Source organism: Rhodococcus sp. NPDC057529 (assembly GCF_042802055.1).
In the GTDB taxonomy this organism is placed as follows: Bacteria; Actinomycetota; Actinomycetes; order Mycobacteriales; family Mycobacteriaceae; genus Rhodococcus_F.
This window is the reverse complement of record NZ_JBHVEY010000007.1, coordinates 278738-298099: the sequence shown is the minus strand read 5'-3', so window position 1 is coordinate 298099 and position 19362 is coordinate 278738. Positions and strand designations below refer to the sequence as shown.

Below are 19362 nucleotides of genomic sequence, written 5' to 3'. Positions count from 1 at the left end.
CACCGCCCCCGCAGGCGATACGATCGTCGCCGTCACAGGCCTCGAAAGGAATCACACGCCCCATGCGCCGCACCCTTGCTCTGACCGCCCTCACCGTCTGCTCCGCGGCACTCCTCACCGCCTGCGGGGGTGGCGACACCGACACCGCAGCATCCGAGACGACGTCCGCCTCGGCGTCCGTGGCGGCGCGGACGACCGCCGCCACCGCCCCCGGCAGCCGCGTCTTCTCGGTCGCCGACGACCCGCAGACGGCCGCCGACTACCTGGCCTACCTGCGCGCGAACAACCAGACCGTCACCGACGACGACCTGGCGGTCCATCAGGCCGGCGAGATCTGCACCGCACTCGACGCGGGCAAGCCCCTCGATCAGGTGCGTGAGGAGTGGACGCCGATGCTCACCAACGACGGCGTCTACCCGTACATCATCGGCGCGATCACGCGGTACTGCCCGGACCACGAGAACGTCCTCAACTAGTAGGCGCTTCGCGCCCGTGCGTGGTTGACGAGTCTCTGCACTCGCCGGCCACGCACGGGCGGCGGAGCAGCCCTGTGGGAATACCTGGACGCAGCGGGTGTTACACACCATGAAGTAGTTGAACAATCAATTACCTGAGTACGAGGAGACACCCCATGCCAGCCGTGACGGTCGACAACATCCTTGCCCTGCCGCGTATCGACGCACCTGCTCCCGGCGCCGTCGACCGCCCGGTCCGTTCGCTCACCACCGCACCCGTCGGGTACGAGGGTGAAGGCTTCCCGGTGCGCCGCGCGTTCGCCGGCATCGACCTGCCGGCCCTCGACCCGTTCATCCACATGGACCAGATGGGCGAGGTCGACTACGCACCCGGTGAACCCAAGGGCACCCCCTGGCATCCGCACCGCGGCTTCGAGACGGTCACCTACATGATCGACGGCATCATGGAGCACCAGGATTCCAACGGCGGCGGCGGCACCATCGGTGGCGGCGACACCCAGTGGATGACCGCGGGCGGCGGCATCCTGCACATCGAGACCCCGCCCGAGCATCTGGTGACGAGCGGCGGCCTGTTCCACGGCGTCCAACTGTGGGTGAACCTGCCGCGCGACAACAAGATGGCCGCACCCCGCTACCAGGACATCACCGGCGCGAAGGTGGCCCTGCTGTCCTCGCCGGACGGCGGCGCCCTCGTTCGCGTGATCGCCGGTGACGTGGACGGTCACCACGGTCCCGGTTCCACCTACACGCCGATCAGCCTCGTCCACGCGACGGTCGCGCCGGGTGCGAGCCTGACGCTGCCGTGGAACCCCGAGTTCAACGCGCTCGCCTACGTCCTGGCGGGCGACGGACTCGTCGGTGCGGAGCGCCGTCCGATCCGCATGGGTCAGACGGCCGTCTTCGGACGCGGTGACACCCTGACGATCGCCGCCGCCGACACGCAGGATTCGCGGACCGAGTCGTTCGAGGTGTTCGTCCTCGGCGGCAAGCCGATCCGCGAGCCCGTCGCGATGGCCGGACCGTTCGTCATGAACACCAAGGCCGAGGTGCTGCAGGCGTTCGAGGACTTCCAGGCCGGTCGCCTGGGTTCCGTTCCCGCAGCGCACGAAACGCTCGCCTGACGGGTACGTGAGCGGCAAAGCGTGCGCGAGCACACTTTGCCGCTCACGTGCCGGAAGCCGCAGCGCGACAACCGGTCAGGGGCGCCGTATCTTCGCGTCGATGCGGTGGATGCGCAGGTCGTGCGGCGGGATCCGGAACGTCTCGACCACCCGGACCGTCGCGAGGGTGCGGCCGAGGAGTCCGGCGTCCAGGAGGTAGTCGACGGTGACGTCGTCGCCGTCGACCGTCCACACGCAGTCGCGGATCGCCCGGATCACCCGGTACTGGGGACCGCCGGACAGGCTTCGGCGCAGGTGGTTTCCGGAGAATGCCGTCTTCAGCCCCATCTCGTACCGCACGGCCCGGGGCTCGATGGGCACCGCGTTGCCGTCGTGGCTGAGCAACGCGTCCAGGTAGGCCCGGGCGACATCGACCTGTGTGTTCATCTCAGTAGTCGAACACTTCGGTCGCGGCGAGCACCAGCGTTTCCGCGTCGTCGCAGCTCGGTGCGGACGCCGCGACGGACGCCGTCAGCCGGTTGCCGATCTTGTCCCGTTCGCTCACCGGGCTCGACGGCAGGTTCGTGTCGAACACCGCCCCCGGATAGAAGTAGTAGTGGCAGTCGATCGCGTCCCGGAAGTAGGTGAACGTCTCGCCGTCGAGTTCGACGGTCTCGGGGCCGCCGGCCTGCGACGGTTCCGGCGACAGCGCCAGTTGCACGGACGCCTCGGCGCCGCCGCGGAGTGTCAGGAGGCATTCGTAGGGGCGGCTGCCGGGGGTGAACGTCTCGACGCCCCGCCCGGGCAGCTGCTCGACCACCCGGCACGGATCCTGTTGCGTGAGAGGGATGTCCGAAGGCGCAGATGCCGGGGACCCCAGCCTGCCCACGACCGAGCCGAGCACCGTGCGCGCCTCGGCGCAGTCGTCGCCGGCCGCGGAGTCGCCCGTCCCGCCTGCCCCGTCGAGGTACGACACGTGCCCCCAGCGACCGGGGGCAGCGCCGTCCGCCGCGCCGGGAACCGGCGGCAGCGAGAAGTAGAGGGTGCACGTGCCCGGGAATGCACCGACTGCGGGACGCACCTCGATTCCCGACGTCGTCACCCCCGCACCGGTTTCTTCGGTGGGTGCGCGTTCGCCGACCGTCACCTCGACCCAGACGGGGTTGGCGGGTGTGCCGCGGGGAGGCACCAATTCGGCGTGGCAGGTCGACAGGTCGCCGACGGGCCCGAACGCGGTGACCTGCCCGAACGAGGCGACCAGATCCCGGTCGAGCAGTCCGCACGGTGCGAGGTCGCGGGCCGCGGCGGCGACGGCCAGCTCCGCGCGGGTGTGCTCGCTGACCGGCAGGCCGTAGACGGGCTCGCCTGTCCCGGCGACACGCGGCGCCCCCGTGACGACGCCGGAACACGACACCAGCAGCACCGCGAAAACGGCGGCCACCAGTGGTGATACCACCGTCGCGCTGCGGCCCACCGCTGTCTCCTCACTCGGACTTCGAACCCCGGCACGCGGACGACGGTGCCCGGAGTACAGTGCTGAGTATGCAGCGCGCACTCCTCCTTGGTTGCCGCGACGGGGTCTGATCCAGACTGGCTTCCCGTCGCGGGGTTTCTCGTGCGCCGGTCGACACAGCCGTTGGACTCCCGACAGTCCACATCGAACCTGGAGATCAATCCCATGTCCCCCGCTGACGCCTTTACCTCCGGAACGCGCACCATCACGCCGCCTTCCAAGCCTGCTCCCTCCGATCAGCCGGAATGGAACACGCAGAAGAATTCGTCGATGCCGACGTTCCGCTACCGCTCCTTCTCCGAGGAAGTGGAGCCGGTGTCGCTGCCGGACCGCACGTGGCCCGACAAGATCATCGACCGCGCCCCGCAGTGGTGCGCCGTCGATCTCCGTGACGGCAACCAGGCGCTGATCGACCCGATGAGCCCCGCCCGCAAGCGCCGCATGTTCGAACTGCTGGTGCGGATGGGGTACAAGGAGATCGAGGTCGGCTTCCCGTCGGCGAGTCAGACGGACTTCGACTTCGTCCGCGAGATCATCGAAGACGGAGCGATTCCGGACGACGTCACCATCCAGGTGCTCACGCAGTCCCGGCCGGAACTGATCAAGCGCACGTTCGAGGCCTGTGAGGGCGCGAACAAGGTGATCGTCCACTTCTACAACTCGACGTCCGTCCTGCAGCGCCGGGTGGTGTTCAAGGCCGACCGCGAGGTGATCAAGAAGATCGCGACCGACGCGGCGACCCTGGCCCTCGAAGAGGCGAAGAAGTACCCGGACACGCAGTGGCGCTGGGAGTACTCCCCCGAGTCGTACACCGGTACGGAACTCGAGTACGCCAAGGAGGTGTGCGACGCCGTCACCGAGGTGCTGCAGCCGACGCCGCAGAACCCGGTGATCCTGAACCTGCCCGCCACCGTCGAGATGGCGACGCCGAACGTGTACGCCGACTCCATCGAGTGGATGCACCGCAACCTGGCCCGCCGCGACTCGGTCATTCTGTCGCTGCACCCCCACAACGACCGCGGCACCGGTGTGGCCGCCGCCGAGCTGGGTTACCAGGCCGGCGCCGACCGCATCGAGGGCTGCCTCTTCGGTAACGGCGAGCGCACCGGCAACGTCTGCCTGGTCACTCTCGGACTCAACATGTTCACCCGCGGCGTCGACCCGCAGATCGACTTCTCGAACATCGACGAGATCCGCCGCACCGTCGAGTACTGCAACCAGTTGCCCGTCCACGAGCGCCACCCGTATGGCGGCGACCTCGTGTACACGGCGTTCTCCGGCAGCCACCAGGACGCGATCAACAAGGGCCTGGACGCGATGAAGTTCGACGCCGACTCGCAGGACGCGGACGTCGACGACATCCTGTGGGCGGTCCCCTACCTGCCGATCGACCCGAAGGACGTGGGCCGCACGTACGAGGCCGTGATCCGCGTCAACTCGCAGTCCGGCAAGGGCGGCGTCGCGTACATCATGAAGGCCGATCACGGGCTGGTGCTGCCGCGTCGTCTGCAGATCGAGTTCTCGCAGGCCGTCCAGCGGATCACCGACGGCGAGGGCGGCGAGGTGTCGCCGAAGGAGATGTGGGACGTCTTCCACGAGGAGTACCTGGCTCCGATCACGCCGCTCGAGCGGATGAAGCAGAAGGTGACCGCGGCCGAGGAGGACGGCGGCACCGACTCCATCACCGCGACGGTGAAGGTCGACGGCAAGGAGCACGAGATCTCGGGTTCGGGCAACGGCCCGCTCGCCGCGTTCGTCGACGCGCTCGCCACGATCGACTTCGACGTGCGTGTCCTGGACTACTCGGAGCACGCCATGTCGGCAGGCGACGACGCCCAGGCGGCCGCGTACGTCGAGTGCGCGGTGACCGCTCCCGACGGACGGAACACCGTGGTCTGGGGTGTCGGCATCGCGACGTCGATCACCACCGCGTCGCTGCGCGCCGTCGTGTCGGCGGTCAACCGGGCGCACTGACCGCTTCCGCTCCACCGCTGCCGCAGGCGCGCATCACGCGCACCTGCGGCGGCGTCGTTTCCGGACCCTGTTTCGGGGCTCGGAAACGGCTCTCTCCGGGCAGCGGGTGACTACCCTGGTAACGGAGTCCACACCGGACCCGAACCGCCTCGGACCCTTCGGGGGGCGTCGTGAACCTGGCATTTCAACAGCATCTTCCGGTCCGTCCGTATCCGGCCCGGCGCCGCCCCAAGGGTGGCTTCTTCTACAAGATGATCACGACGACGGATCCCAAGGACCTGGGGATCCTGTACCTGATCACGTCGTTCGCGTTCTTCATGGCCGGCGGTCTGATGGCGCTGCTGATCCGCGGCGAACTCGCGGTCCCGGGTCTGCAGTTCCTGTCGAACGAGCAGTACAACCAGTTGTTCACGATGCACGGCACGATCATGCTGCTGCTGTATGCGACGCCGATCGTGTTCGGTTTCGCCAACTACATCCTGCCGCTGCAGATCGGCGCCCCCGACGTCGCGTTTCCCCGCCTCAACGCGTTCAGTTACTGGGCGTTCCTGTTCGGCGGGACCATCGCGATCGCGGGGTTCGTCACCCCGGGCGGTGCCGCGGACTTCGGCTGGACGGCGTACTCGCCGCTGACGAGCGCGCTGCATTCGCCGGGCGTCGGCGCCGACCTGTGGATCATGGGGCTGGCGCTGTCCGGCCTCGGCACCATCCTCGGCGGGGTCAACATGATCACCACCGTCATCTGCCTGCGGGCGCCGGGGATGACGATGTTCCGGATGCCGATCTTCACGTGGAACATCTTCGTCACCAGCATCCTGATCCTGGTCGCGTTCCCGATCCTCACGGCCGCGCTGATGGGTCTGTTCGTCGACCGGCACCTGGGCGGGAACCTGTACGACCCGGCGACCGGCGGCGTGCTGCTGTGGCAGCACCTGTTCTGGTTCTTCGGCCACCCGGAGGTGTACATCGTGGCGCTGCCGTTCTTCGGCATCGTCACGGAGGTGTTCCCGGTGTTCAGCCGCAAGCCGGTGTTCGGGTACAACGGGCTCGTCTACGCGACGATCGCGATCGCGGCCCTGTCGATCGCCGTGTGGGCGCACCACATGTACGCGACCGGCGCGGTGCTGCTGCCGTTCTTCTCGTTCATGACGTTCCTGATCGCGGTGCCCACCGGGGTGAAGATCTTCAACTGGGTCGGCACCATGTGGAAGGGTCAGCTGACGTTCGAGACCCCCATGCTGTTCTCGCTCGGTTTCCTCATCACGTTCATCTTCGGCGGCCTCACCGGCGTCATCCTCGCGAGCCCGCCGCTGGACTTCCACGTCACGGACAGCTACTTCGTGATCGCCCACTTCCACTACGTGCTGTTCGGGACGATCGTCTTCGCCACCTACGCCGGCATCTACTTCTGGTTCCCGAAGATGACCGGACGCATGCTCGACGAACGCCTCGGCAAGTGGCACTTCTGGACGACGTTCACCGGGTTCCACGGCACGTTCCTCGTCCAGCACTGGCTCGGCGCGGAGGGGATGCCGCGCCGCTACGCCGACTACCTGCCCTCGGACGGCTTCACCGTCCTCAACTCGGTGTCCACGGTGTTCGCGTTCGTCCTCGGGGCGTCGACGGTGCCGTTCGTCTGGAACGTCTTCAAGAGCTACCGGTACGGCGAGGTGGTGACGGTGGACGACCCGTGGGGTTTCGGCAACTCCCTCGAGTGGGCGACGAGCTGCCCGCCGCCGCGGCACAACTTCACCGAGCTGCCGCGCATCCGCTCCGAGCGGCCGGCGTTCGAACTGCACTATCCGCACATGGTCGACCGGATGCACCGCGAGGCGCACGTGGGATTGCGGGGCGCGGTGGCGCACGCGACCGAACCGGCCGCCGTCGACCCGAAGGTGAACCCTCGGTAACTTCGGTGTGAAAGTTCCCGTCGGCGAAAACAACTCGAAAAACCGGACGAAACCGACTCTGTGACAACGGGTTGCAGACAACTCGCCGAAGGACGCCCAGCTCGCCGGAATTCCGGTCTCCTTACTCTCTCGTAGGGTCGACACGCAAGTCCTTGAAGACTTGACAAGCGGATCGAGGCCTCGCAGAAGTTACGCGCGGGTACATATTTTCGACGTTATGCTCGCATTCCCCGAGCATCGGTCCTGCAACGACGCAGGTCCGACGATCGCGTTCGGGGCGCCCCTGGAGGTAGTCAAGCGGGTTGTGCAGGGGTGCACGTGTCCGCGAAGGCGGCACCCAGTCCTCGGCGGACATGGCCTTGGCCATCGAAACACTCTGCGGATCAATGAGTTTTACGGAAACGGAGCGATAACAGATGTTCAAGCGAATAGCGATAGTGAACCGCGGCGAGGCGGCCGTCCGCCTGATTCGTGCCGTGCGCGAACTGAACGCCGAGCACAACTACGGCATCCGCACGATCGCCCTGCACACCGAGGCGGAACGTCGCGCGATGTTCGTCCGGCAGGCCGACGAAGGTGTGTGCTTGCGCACAGTCAAGACCGGCACCGCCTACCTCGACCACACCGAGCTCGCCCGCGCGCTGCGCGAGAGCAAGGCCGACGCCGTGTGGGTCGGCTGGGGCTTCGTCGCCGAGGATCCCGCGTTCGTGGAGGTCTGCGACCAGCTCGGCATCACGTTCATCGGCCCGCCCGCCGAATCGATGCGCCTGCTCGGAGACAAGGTCGAGGCCAAGCTCCTCGCCGAGAAGGTGGAGGTCCCTGTCGCGCCGTGGAGCGGTGGCCCCGTCGCCACCCGCGCCGACGCCCGCCGTCACGCCCAGGCCATCGGCTACCCGCTCATCATCAAGGCCCGCTCCGGTGGTGGCGGACGCGGTATCCGCAAGGTGTGGTCGGAAGACGAACTCGAACTCGCGCTCGAACGCACCCAGGGTGAGGCCCAGCGGTCCTTCGGCGACCCCGTCGTGTTCATCGAGCGGCTCGTCACCGACGCCCGCCACGTCGAGGTCCAGGTCATCGCCGACAAGCACGGCAACGTCTGGGCTCCCGGCGTCCGCGACTGCTCCATCCAGCGCAAGAACCAGAAAGTGATCGAGGAGTCCAGCTCCCCGCTCCTCACCGACGAGCAGTCGCAGAACCTGCGCAGCGTCTCCGCCGACCTCGTGCGCGCTGCCGGTTACCACGGCGCCGCCACGGTCGAGTACCTGTACCAGCCGGAGCAGAAGTCCTTCACCTTCCTCGAGGTCAACACCCGGCTCCAGGTGGAGCACCCCATCACCGAGGCCACCACCGGCATCGACCTGGTGAAGCTGCAGATCCTCGTCGCGAACGGCGAGCCCCTGGTCGGCGACTGCCCGTCCGAGTTCGGTCACGCCGTCGAGGCCCGCCTCAACGCGGAGGACGCCGCCAACGGCTTCGCCCCCGCACCCGGCGCCGTGCAGCTGCTGAAGTTCCCGCTCGGCTCCGGTCTCCGCGTCGACACCGGCATCGCCCAGGGCGACGTCATCCCGCCCGACTACGACTCGATGGTCGCCAAGGTCATCGCCTGGGGTCGCGACCGGTCCGAGGCTCTCGCCCGGCTCCGCACCGCACTGCGCGAGACCACCGTCGTTTTGCAGGGCGGCACCACCACGAAGTCGTTCCTCCTCGAACTGCTCGACCGCGAAGAGGTCATCTCCGCGTCCGCGGACACCGGCTGGCTCGACCGCACCGGCGTCGGTAGCGTCACGACGCCCACCAAGGTGGCCGACGTCGCACTGATCGCCGCCGCCATCGACGTCTACGACGCCGAGGAGAAGCTCGAGCGGGAGGCGTTCCTCTCCTCCGCTCGCGGTGGACGCCCCCGCGCCGGCCACGCCATCGGCCGCAAGGTGGAGCTCAGCTACCAGGGTCAGGCCTACGGCCTCACCGTCACGCAGGTCGGCGCCCACACCTACCGCGTCGACGGCGACAGCCCCGACGTCGAGGTCGAGGTCGATCGGCTCAGCGAATTCGAGAGCCGCCTCGTCGTCGGCACCCGCCGCCACCACGTGGTGTCGGTCGCCGGCCGCGCCCAGTACCTCGTCGAGGTCGACGGCATCAGCCACCAGATCAGCCAGGACGAGGCCGGCGTCGTCCGCGCACCCGCCCCGGCGGTCGTGGTCGCGGTGCCCGTGTCCGTCGGCGACGAGGTCGAGGTCGGCGACACGCTGGTCGTCCTCGAGAGCATGAAGATGGAGACGGCCGTCCGTGCGCCCGTCGCGGGCCGGGTCCGCGAAGTCCTCGCGATGGTCAACTCCCAGGTCGACGCCGGAACCGCACTGCTGCGCGTCGAGGAGACCGCGGAGGAGTCCGCCGCTCCGAAGTCGCCGCGCGTCGAATTCGCGGTCGCCGTCCCCGCCTCGAAGGGCGACGTCCGCACCGACGCACTCGAGCAGATCGACGCCCTCGGCGCCCTGCTCACCGGTTACGACGTCAGCGCGAAGCGGGCCGGCGTGCTCCTCGCCGACTACGAGAAGCTTCGCGCCGAGATCGCCGGCGACGCGGACCTGGTGCAGGCGGAACTCGCCCTGCTGAACACGTTCGCCGACATCTGCGAGATCGGACGTAACCGTCCCACCGCAGCCGAGGAGGACGGTGACGAGCGCGTTCACAGCCCGCGCGAGCACTTCCACACCTACCTCCACACCCTCGACGTCGAACTCGAGGGTCTGCCGGAGTCGTTCACGACCCGGCTGTCGCGGGCGCTGCGTCACTACGACGTCACCGACCTCGAGCGCAACGGCGAGCTGGAGGAGGCGGTCTACCGCCTGTTCCTCGCGCAGCAGCGCATGGACAACCAGGTTCCCGTCATCGCCGCCCTGCTCGACCGGTGGCTGAACGACGGCAACGCTCCCGGCCGCGCACCCAGCGGACTCGGCGAGGTCCTGGACCGGCTCATCACCGCCACCCAGGTCCGTTACCCGGTGATCGGCAACGTCGCCCGCAACGTGCGGTTCCGGTTCTTCGACGAGCCGCAGATCCGCAAGGCCCGCGAGCAGGTCTACGACGGTGTCCGCGGCAGCCTCGAATACCTCGCCGAGAACCCCGGCGCGGCGGACTACCAGGAACGCCTCGAGGCCCTGGTCGCCACCCCGCAATCGCTGACCGAACTCCTCGGACAGCGGATCGCACGCAAGAGCACGACCGTCGGCCCACTGCTCGAGGTCGTCACCCGGCGCTACTACGACATCCGCACGCTCGAGGACGTCACCGCCTTCGAACGCAACGGACGCCGTTTCGTCACCGGCAACTTCGACCTGCTCGGCGAGCGCCTGAACCTGGTCTCCGCCGTCGGCGAGTACGCCGAACTGCCCGGCGCGCTCGACGAGATCGGTGCCGTCGCCTCGGAGAACCCCGAGAACCTCGTCCTCGACCTCTACCTGTCGTGGACGGCGCCGCCCGCCGACCCGGACACCATGTCCGAGGACCTCCGGAAGGCACTGACGGCGCTGCCGCTGGCCGCGACCTGCCGCCGCGTCACGGTGTCCGTCTTCGGCGGAACCGACGTCGACGTCCGCAAGTTCACCTACCGCCCGGACGCAGGCGTCCTCGCGGAGGAGAAGCTGATCCGGGACATGCACCCGCTCACCGGCCAGCGACTCGACCTGTGGCGTCTGAAGAACTTCGACGGCACCCGCCTCCCCGCGGCCGCCGAGACGTTCCTGTTCAACCTGGTCTCGCGCGACAACCCCACCGACGAACGCCTCATCGCGCTCGCCGAGGTCCGCGACATCACGCCGGTCCGCAACGAGGACGGCCAGGTCATCGGTGTTCCCGCCGCGGAACGCGTGCTGCAGTCGTGCCTCGACGGCATCCGCCGGGCGCAGGCCACGCGCGGCAGCAAGCGCAAGCTCGACGCCAACCGCGTCGTGCTGTACGTGTGGCCGAAGATCGACGTCCCCGTCGAGGATCTCGAGGCGTTCGCCCGGGTCGCGGCACCGCTCACCGCGGGCGCCGGCCTCGAGGAGATCACCGTGATCGCCCGCCTCCAGGGCGAGCCCGGCACGGAGTCGCGGGAGAAGGCTCTGCGCTTCTCCTACCGCACCGGCGCCGGTGTGGTCGTCAAGGTCACCGAACCGCCGACCGAGCCGCTGCAGCCGCTCGACGCGTACACGCAGAAGGTCCGCAGCTCCCGCGCCCGCGGCACCGTCTACCCGTACGAGCTGATCCCGCTGCTCACCGGCCGCGACGGCAGCTTCGTCGAGCACGACCTGGACGAGTCGGGCCAGCTGGTGCCCGTGGAGCGTCCGTTCGGCCAGAACAAGGCCGGCCTCGTCGTCGGTCTGGTCACGGCCCGCACCGACCGGCACCCCGAGGGCATGACCCGGGTCGCGCTGTTCGGTGACCCGACGAAGGCACTGGGTACCGTCGCGGAAGCCGAGTGCGCCCGCCTCGTCGCCGGTGTCGACCTGGCCGAGAAGCTGGGTGTTCCCGTCGAGTGGTTCGCGCTGTCGTCCGGCGCGACGATCTCCATGGACAGCGGCACCGAGAACATGGACTGGGTGTCTCGCGGTCTGCGTCGCCTCATCACGTTCACGCAGAACGGTGGCGAGGTCAACGTGATCGTGGCCGGCATCAACGTCGGCGCGCAGCCGTACTGGAACGCCGAAGCCACGATGCTGATGCACACCAAGGGCATCCTCGTCATGACGCCCGACAGCGCCATGGTGCTCACCGGCAAGAACTCGCTCGACTACTCGGGTGGCGTCTCGGCCGAGGACAACTTCGGCATCGGTGGTTACGACCGCGTGATGGGCCCCAACGGTGAGGCGCAGTACTGGGCGCCGAACCTGCCCGCCGCGTGCGAGATCCTGTTCGCACACTACGACCACGCGTACGTCGTTGCCGGAGAACGCTTCCCGCGCCGGGCGCAGACCAGCGACCCGATCGGGCGCGACGTGCGGTCCTTCCCGCACATCCACCCGTCCAGCGACTTCACCACGGTCGGCGACATCTTCTCCGCGGAGACGAACCCGGAACGCAAGAAGCCGTTCGACATTCGCACGGTGATGCGTTCGCTCGTCGACCAGGACCACACGGTGCTGGAGCGGTGGGCCGACATGGCGGACGCCGACACATCCGTCGTGTTCGACGCGCACCTCGGCGGATACCCGGTGAGCGTCATCGGCATCGAGTCGCGGGCCATCGCCCGTAAGGGATGGTCGCCGGCCAACGGTCCCGACCAGTGGACCGCGGGCACGCTGTTCCCGCAGTCGTCGAAGAAGACGGCCCGGGCGATCAACGCCGCCAGCGGCAGCCGCCCCCTGGTGGTGCTGGCCAACCTGTCCGGTTTCGACGGTTCCCCGGACTCGCTGCGGCACATCCAGCTCGAGTACGGCGCCGAGATCGGCCGCGCCATCGTCAATTTCGACGGCCCGATCGTGTTCTGCGTCGTGTCCCGCTACCACGGTGGCGCGTTCGTGGTGTTCTCCGGAGCACTGAACGACAACATGGAGGTGCTGGCGGTCGAGGGCTCGTTCGCCTCGGTCCTCGGTGGTGCCCCCGCCGCGGCCGTCGTGTTCACCCGTGAGGTCAACTCGCGGGTGGCGGCGGACCCGTCGATCCGGGAGCTCGAAGCCAACCTGGCGGGCGCCCAGACCGACGCCCAGCAGGCTCACCTGCGGGTGGAACTGGCGGCCCAGCAGGCCGCGGTGCGGAACGAGAAGCTCGGTGAGGTCGCGGCCGAGTTCGAGGCCGTGCACAACATCCAGCGGGCACAGCGGGTCGGCTCCGTCGACGCCGTCATCCCCGCCGTGGAGCTGCGTCCGTACATCATCGGTGCGGTCGAGCGCGGCATGCGCCGGGCGGTCGAAGCCGGCAAGTAGTTTCCACCCGAACGGCCGCGGCACCTACCCGGTGCCGCGGCCGTTCGGCGTTTCACCGGCCCTGGGCGCTGCAGTCGGCCTGCATTTCACCTGTTTCGGATGACGCGGGCGCCCTGACCCGGTGCGATAGTCAGCGCAGAGTGAATTCGACTGTGAATGGAGCGCTGCTATGGACTCTTTCTGGGACTTTCTCTGGGTGATCATCGTCACCTTCGGCTTCGTGGCCTACCTGATCCTGTTGTTCTCCATCATCACCGACCTGTTCCGCGACCATAAGACGTCGGGCTGGGTGAAGGCGATCTGGATCGTCTTCCTGTTCTTCGTCCCGCTGCTGACCGCGCTCGTGTATCTCATCACCCGGAGCAAGAGCATGGCCGAGCGGTCGATGGCGGCCGCGCAGGAGGCGAAGCAGGCGCAGGACAGCTACATCCGTTCCGTCGCAGGCAAGTCCTCGGCCGAGCAGATCGCGGACGCGAAGGCTCTCCTCGACGCCGGCACCATCACGCAGGAGGAATACGAGACGCTGAAGGCGAAAGCGCTGAGCAGCTGAGCGCCCGCCCCGACGAAGGCCCGCCCGCTCGGCGGGCCTTCTTCCGTTTCCGGCCCCTTCACTCCGCGATCCGGGCCGCGACGTCCCGGAACGCCTGCAGCACGGTGGCGACGGCGGGAACGTCGTCGGCCGCGGGTCTGCGCGCCAGTTCGTAGATGCGGGCGGCCCGCACCCCGGCCAGGGGAAGCTGGACCACGGCGCGGCTGGTCACCGCATGCCGGGCCAGCAGCGCCACGCCGTGACCGCCGGCGACGAGTTCCTCGATGACCCGGAAGTCGTTGATGCGCATCGCCACGTGCGGCTGCACACCGGTCGCGGCGGCCACCGACATCAGCACGTCGTCGACGGGGAACCCACCGCGCACACTGATCCACCGCTCGTCCGCCAGCTGGTCCGGGCGGACCGCATCCTGTCCGGCGAGCGGATGGCCGGGCGGCAGGATGAGGTCGATGGGCTCGCGCATCAGCGGCTCGGTCGTCACCCGCGGCGACGACGTGTCCGGGGCCCGCTCGTCGCGGTGGGTCAGCACCACGTCGTAATCGGCGAGCAGTGCGGGCACCGCGGCCGCGGGCAGGTCCTCGTCCCGCGCCTGCACATCCACCCCGCTGCCCGCGAGCGCGTCCAGCAGTCCGGGCAGCAGCAGCGCGGCACCGGACGGGAACAGCGCCACCCGCACCCGGCCGCGCGGCGAACCGCGGTAAGCGCTCATCTCCGCCGCCGCGCGGTCCAGGGCGGCCACGACGTCGTCGGCGCGGACGACGAGGGCCTGACCGGCATCGGTGAGCCGCAGCCGGCGGCCCGCAGGCTCGAGCAGCGTCACCCCGGCCTCCCGCGAGAGGATCTTGAGCTGCTGCGACACCGCCGACGGCGTCATCGACAACGCCCGCGCGGTCGCCGCCACCGTCCCGCGATCCGCCAGCTCGCGGAGCACACGCAACCGGGTCGCGTCCATGTAGCAAAACTACATCGATGGTGCACTTTTATGCGCTTGTCCTGATTGTTTCCCGCCCTCACGATGGAAGGCATGACCTCCCGCGACCGGCTGCTCGGACTCACCGTCGTCGTGCTCTGGGGGCTCAACTTCCTCGCCATCCGCGCCGGCCTCGACCACTTCCCTCCGTTCTTCTTCGCGGCGCTGCGATTCTTCGTCATCGCGATCCCGGTGATCCTGTTCGTTCCCCGTCCACAGGTCCCGCCGAAGTGGCTGCTCGTGTACGGCCTCGGGTTCGGCGTCGGCCAGTTCGCGTTCCTGTTCTGGGCCATGCACGTCGGGATGCCGACCGGGCTGGCGTCGCTGGTGCTGCAGTCCTCGGCGCCGTTCACGGTGCTCCTCGGCGCAGTCCTGCTGCGGGAGCGGCTGCGGCCGACGCAGGTGGGCGGACTGATCGTGGCGATGGCCGGGATGACCCTCATCGGCTGGGACCGCGCCCAGCACGCCGCGCTGCTGCCGGTGGCCCTCACCCTGCTCGCGGGACTGTCGTGGGCGCTGGGCAACATCGGCAACCGCAAGGCCGCGTCGGACCAGCCGATGCGCCTGATGCTGTGGATGTGCGTCATTCCGCCGCTGCCGATGCTGGCGCTGTCGCTCGGGGTGGAGGGCCCGTCGGCGGGCTGGGACTCCCTGACGTCCTCGCTGCACGGCACCGGCCCGCAGGCGCTCGCGGGCCTCGCCTACATCGTGATCCTCGGCACGGTCGCGGGCTCCGGTCTGTGGACGGCGCTGCTCAGCCGCTACCCCGCCGGGACGGTCGCGCCGTTCTCGCTGCTGGTCCCGATCGTCGGGATCGGGGCGTCCTGGCTGGTGCTGCACGAGGAGCCGAGCGCCCTGTCGCTGATCGGCGGGGCCGTCGTCATCGCCGGTGCCGCCGCCACCCAGGTGAGCGCCACAGTGCGCCCGAGCGCACTTTCGCACTCACGTGCGCCCGCGCGAGTCGGCGTCTGACCGGACCCTGTGCAAAACTCGCGGAGTGAGTACTGGAACTGGGATCACGACGCGCGGCAAGGTCGCCCTGCGCGCAGCGGCCGCGGCCTCGTGGGCGTCGCAGAAGGCCGGCCGCGGCAAGGGCTCGATGATCGGCGGCCTGATCGCCCTCAAGATCGACCCCACACTGATGGAACAGCTCGGCGCACACCGGCGCACCGCGGTGATCACCGGCACCAACGGCAAGTCCACCACCACCCGGATGACCGCGGCGGCGCTGTCCACCCTCGGTGAGGTCGCGACGCAGGCGGACGGCGCCAACATGGACGCCGGCATCGTCGCGGCGCTCAGCACCCGCGTCCACGCGCCCCTCGCCGCCCTCGAGGTCGACGAACTGCACGTCCCGCACGTCAGCGACGCCGTCAACCCCGAAGCCCTCGTTCTGCTCAACCTCAGCCGCGACCAGCTCGACCGCGTCGGCGAGATCAACATGATCGAACGCAAACTCCGCGCCTGCGTCGCCGCGCACCCGGAGTCCGTCGTGATCGCCAACTGCGACGACGTCCTCGTCACCTCGGTCGCCTACGACGCCAAGAACGTCGTCTGGGTCGCCGCGGGCGGCGGCTGGGCCAGCGACGCCGCCAGCTGTCCGCGCACCGGCGAACCCATCGTCTGGGAGGGCTCGCACTGGCGCAGCACCGGCTCCGACTTCGCGCGCCCCACCCCCGACTGGTGGCTGGACGACGAAAACCTGTACGGGCCCGACGGTCTGAAGATCCCGATGACGCTCGCCCTGCCCGGGCGCGCCAACCGTGGCAACGCCGCGCAGGCCGTCGCGGCGGCCGTCGCGATGGGCGCGAAGGCGGAGGACGCGGTCGCCGCCGCGGCCACCGTGCGAGAGGTCGCGGGCCGCTACAGCACCGTCGAGGTCGGATCGCACTCCGTGCACATGCTGCTCGCCAAGAACCCCGCCGGCTGGCAGGAAGCGCTGTCGATGATCGACCCCACCGTCGACGGGCTCGTGATCGCCGTCAACGGGCAGGTCCCCGACGGCGAGGACCTGTCCTGGCTGTGGGACGTGCGGTTCGAGCACTTCGAAGGCGTCAAGGTGGTGGCGGCCGGCGAACGCGGCACCGACCTGGCCGTCCGCCTCACCTACGCCGGTGTCGAGCACACACTCGACCCGAACCCGTTGCGGGCCATCGCGTCCTGCCCACCCGGACGCGTCGAGGTGCTCGCCAACTACACCGCTTTCCGCGACCTCAACACCGCCATCGCGAAGGAGGCGCGCAATGCCTGACTCGACCGTCCGCATCGGCCTGGTGCTGCCCGACGTGATGGGCACCTACGGCGACGGCGGCAACGCCCTGATCCTCCGGCAACGGCTGCGGATGCGCGGCTACGACGCGGAGATCGTCGAGATCACCCTGAACGACCCGGTCCCGGAGTCCCTCGACGTGTACACGCTCGGCGGCGCCGAGGACTCCGCGCAGCGCCTCGCCACCCGGCACCTCGCCAAGTACCCCGGACTGCAGAAGGCCGCCGAACGCGGCGCCCCCGTCCTGGCGATCTGCGCCGCCATCCAGGTGCTCGGCAACTGGTACGAGACGTCGAGCGGCGAACGCGTCGACGGTGTGTCGATGCTCGACGTCACCACGTCCCCGCAGGCGACGCGGTCCATCGGCGAGGTGATCACGACACCACAAATGGACGGCTTGACGCAGCCGCTGACGGGGTTCGAAAACCACCGCGGCGGAACCACACTCGGCGCCGACGCCCGCGGCCTCGCCCGGGTCACGCACGGCGTCGGCAACGGCGTCGGGGACGGGCTCGAAGGCGTCGTGCAGGGTTCCGTGATCGGCACGTACATGCACGGACCCGCGCTCGCCCGCAACCCCGAACTCGCCGACCTGCTGTTGAAGCGGGCGCTGGGCGTCGACAAACTCGCGCCCCTCGACCTGCCCGAGGTCGAGCAGCTGCGCCGGGAGCGCCTGCGCGTCTAGGCACGTGAGCGGCAAAGCGTCGTCCCGCACTCTTTCCCACTCACCTGCGCAGGTGAGTGGGAAAGAGTCCCCGGGCACGCTTTCTCACTCACGTGGGCAGGCGGGACAGCGGTGCGTCGTGTCGGCCCAGCCCTCGCGGACCAGCACCCGGCGCACCTCCTCGAACACCCCGCACGGGTCGCGGGTCGTCTCGTCCCACCCGTAGACCAACCGCGGACGGTCGGCGAGTTCCGCGGCATTGTCACGCCGACGGTCACGGAAGCGGGACTGCCGGCCGCTGTGGTACTGCTGCCCGTCGAGCCGGACGATCAGCGGGACTCCCGTCGGGCTGTAGTCGACGTCCTCGTACAGAATGCGGCCGTCCACGACGTGCGGCATCTGGCGTTTCCCCGTCGGCAGTCCGTGCGACCTTTCGACGTCGAGCGCGTACCGGTGCTCGAGGACGGATTGGACGCCGTCGCCGAGCAGCGTCACGGCGTCGGCGATGTCGGTCGCGTGCCGGTACGGGCGCCGCAGCTCCAGCTTCCGGCGGAGGGCGTCGACGTGAACCTTGCCGTTGGTCGCAGCTTCGATCAATTGCGCGGCCGCTTCCTTCGGGGTTGGCTCGGACGCGGCGAGGTCGATGATCGTATCGGCCTTCGACGTTCGGGGTTGGCGGAACGGGACGGCGATGTGCCCGAATGCCCGGGACCGATGGACCACGACGCCGCCGTAGAGAAGCGCGGCGGACAGGGTCATCGGGCGCGTGAGCGGGCCGTTGGTCACCGCGATGACCCGGGGTAGCACCCTCAACCATTGGCCGGTGACCACCCGGTGCCGCAGCGCGGTGGCACTGACGCCGTGCGCCCCCAGTTGTGCCGTGGTGACGACGCCGTCCTGGGCGTCGAGTAGTGCTTGCCAAGTGTCGTGTTCCATGCCGGAAACGGTGTCGGCCCGCCCCGACACGGATCGGTCCTGCAGACCCAGTTATCCACAGGCTGTGCATAACCCGGGTGAGTGGCAAAGCGTCACGGGGCACACTTTGCCGCTCACGTATCAGCGCAACCGGACAGTTGCATAAAGTGAGCGACATGTGCAACCATAGAGTTGCAGAAAAGCCCGCGAGGAAGGTGGCCGTCATGGACGCATCGAGCAGCATCACCCGGACCGTTGTCGTGAACGCCCCGAGATCGGCGGTGTGGGCGGCGATCACGGATCCCGACAAGATCAGTCAGTGGTTCGGGCAGCGCACGTCGCTCGATCTCAGCGTCGGCGGCGAGGCCGCGTTCACGTGGGACGAGCACGGCACCGCCCGCGCCGTCGTGACGGAGGTGGACGAACCGAACGCGTTCGGCTTCCGCTGGGCCGCCGACATCGACGCCGACCCGGTGATCGGCAACTCGACTGTGGTGCGGTTCACGCTGTCCGAGCACGCCGCAGGCACCGAACTGACGGTCGTCGAAACCGGATTCGACACCCTCGACCGCGACGTCGCCGACCAGAAGCGGGCCCGCGAGGCCAACGTCCAGGGCTGGCACGCCGAACTCGACGAACTGGTCGCGTACCTGCACGGCGTGAAGGCATGACGGTGGGCACGTATGCCGAATTGGCCTCGGTGTTCGCGGCGCTGTCCGACGAGACTCGCTGGGAGATCCTGGCCGAGCTGGGGCGATCAGACCAGTCGGCGTCGTCGCTGGCCACGCGGCTTCCGGTGTCGCGGCAGGCCATCGCGAAGCACCTGACCGCGCTGCAGGCGTGCGGGCTGGTCGAGTCGGTGAAGGTGGGCCGCGAGATCCGCTACCGCGCGCTGGGCGCCGAACTGAACAAGACGGCGCGGACGCTGGAGCGGATCGGGGCCGAGTGGGACCGTCGACTGGCGGCGATCAAGGCGATCGCGGAATCGATGGAGGAGTAAAGACCCCCAGACAGGGGTTCGGCCGGGAATGCTTCTGCATTCTCGGCCGGATCTCTGCTTCTCGAGTTTTCTCTGCTCACAGGTACATTTCCTCGATCCGCATCACTGACGATACACG

The 19362-nt window shown here is 68.9% G+C and carries 15 protein-coding genes; 11 read left to right on the top strand and 4 right to left on the bottom strand.

The features are described from left to right. The first annotated feature begins 62 nt into the window (after positions 1-62). On the top strand, positions 63-476 hold the full coding sequence (locus ACFU5V_RS16370) for a DUF732 domain-containing protein (protein ID WP_378430092.1): 414 nt from the start codon (positions 63-65) through the stop codon (positions 474-476). Positions 477-631: 155 nt separating this feature from the next. Then, complete coding sequence (locus tag ACFU5V_RS16365; protein ID WP_378430091.1) at positions 632-1597, top strand: pirin family protein; 966 nt, start codon at positions 632-634, stop codon at positions 1595-1597. A gap of 75 nt (positions 1598-1672) precedes the next feature. Here ACFU5V_RS16365 and ACFU5V_RS16360 read toward each other — a convergent pair whose 3' ends face one another. Both ACFU5V_RS16360 and ACFU5V_RS16355 read right to left on the bottom strand, forming a co-directional pair. Next, a complete protein-coding gene (locus tag ACFU5V_RS16360) occupies positions 1673-2023 on the bottom strand; it encodes a hypothetical protein (RefSeq protein ID WP_378439418.1) in 351 nt (116 codons plus the stop codon). Position 2024: 1 nt separating this feature from the next. After that, a complete protein-coding gene (locus tag ACFU5V_RS16355) occupies positions 2025-3050 on the bottom strand; it encodes a hypothetical protein (RefSeq protein WP_378700572.1) in 1026 nt (341 codons plus the stop codon). Between the two features lie 204 nt (positions 3051-3254). Here ACFU5V_RS16355 and leuA point away from each other — a divergent pair, with 204 nt between their 5' ends. The 4 genes from leuA to ACFU5V_RS16335 all read left to right on the top strand — a co-directional run bounded on the left by leuA (position 3255) and on the right by ACFU5V_RS16335 (position 13426). Next, entirely contained in the window at positions 3255-5063 is a 1809-nt protein-coding gene (gene leuA, locus ACFU5V_RS16350) for a 2-isopropylmalate synthase (protein ID WP_276137407.1), read from the top strand. A 170-nt stretch (positions 5064-5233) separates the two neighbouring features. Next, entirely contained in the window at positions 5234-6973 is a 1740-nt protein-coding gene (gene ctaD, locus ACFU5V_RS16345; protein ID WP_378439423.1) for a cytochrome c oxidase subunit I, read from the top strand. A 416-nt stretch (positions 6974-7389) separates the two neighbouring features. Then, positions 7390-12876 carry a biotin carboxylase N-terminal domain-containing protein gene (locus tag ACFU5V_RS16340; RefSeq protein ID WP_378700570.1) on the top strand — a complete coding sequence of 1829 codons (5487 nt, stop codon included), beginning with the start codon at positions 7390-7392 and terminating at the stop codon, positions 12874-12876. Between the two features lie 169 nt (positions 12877-13045). After that, complete coding sequence (locus ACFU5V_RS16335) at positions 13046-13426, top strand: SHOCT domain-containing protein (RefSeq protein WP_378438087.1); 381 nt, start codon at positions 13046-13048, stop codon at positions 13424-13426. Between the two features lie 58 nt (positions 13427-13484). Here the strand turns inward: ACFU5V_RS16335 and ACFU5V_RS16330 are convergent, their stop codons facing one another. Beyond that, positions 13485-14378, bottom strand: a complete 894-nt coding sequence (locus tag ACFU5V_RS16330; protein ID WP_378700568.1) for a LysR family transcriptional regulator — start codon at positions 14376-14378, stop codon at positions 13485-13487. 72 nt (positions 14379-14450) lie between these two features. On the opposite strand from ACFU5V_RS16330, the gene ACFU5V_RS16325 reads away from it, so the two are divergent. The 3 genes from ACFU5V_RS16325 to ACFU5V_RS16315 are packed head-to-tail and all read left to right on the top strand — an operon-like array spanning position 14451 to position 17350. Then, positions 14451-15368 (top strand): EamA family transporter, encoded by a 918-nt coding sequence (locus ACFU5V_RS16325; RefSeq protein ID WP_378700566.1) that lies wholly within the window; start codon positions 14451-14453, stop codon positions 15366-15368. A 25-nt stretch (positions 15369-15393) separates the two neighbouring features. Then, a complete protein-coding gene (locus tag ACFU5V_RS16320; protein ID WP_378438081.1) occupies positions 15394-16647 on the top strand; it encodes a MurT ligase domain-containing protein in 1254 nt (417 codons plus the stop codon). Continuing rightward, a complete protein-coding gene (locus ACFU5V_RS16315; RefSeq protein ID WP_378700564.1) occupies positions 16640-17350 on the top strand; it encodes a type 1 glutamine amidotransferase in 711 nt (236 codons plus the stop codon). Before ACFU5V_RS16320 ends, ACFU5V_RS16315 begins: the two co-directional genes overlap by 8 nt. Positions 17351-17434: 84 nt before the next feature. Here ACFU5V_RS16315 and ACFU5V_RS16310 read toward each other — a convergent pair whose 3' ends face one another. Then, positions 17435-18265, bottom strand: a complete 831-nt coding sequence (locus ACFU5V_RS16310; protein ID WP_378700562.1) for a type IV toxin-antitoxin system AbiEi family antitoxin domain-containing protein — start codon at positions 18263-18265, stop codon at positions 17435-17437. 203 nt (positions 18266-18468) lie between these two features. Between ACFU5V_RS16310 and ACFU5V_RS16305 the strand changes: the two genes are divergently transcribed. Together ACFU5V_RS16305 and ACFU5V_RS16300 are read left to right on the top strand one after the other, a co-directional pair. Then, a complete protein-coding gene (locus tag ACFU5V_RS16305; RefSeq protein WP_378700560.1) occupies positions 18469-18915 on the top strand; it encodes an SRPBCC family protein in 447 nt (148 codons plus the stop codon). Then, entirely contained in the window at positions 18912-19244 is a 333-nt protein-coding gene (locus ACFU5V_RS16300) for an ArsR/SmtB family transcription factor (RefSeq protein ID WP_378438071.1), read from the top strand. The genes ACFU5V_RS16305 and ACFU5V_RS16300 overlap by 4 nt, the downstream gene beginning before the upstream one ends. Positions 19245-19362: the final 118 nt, after the last annotated feature.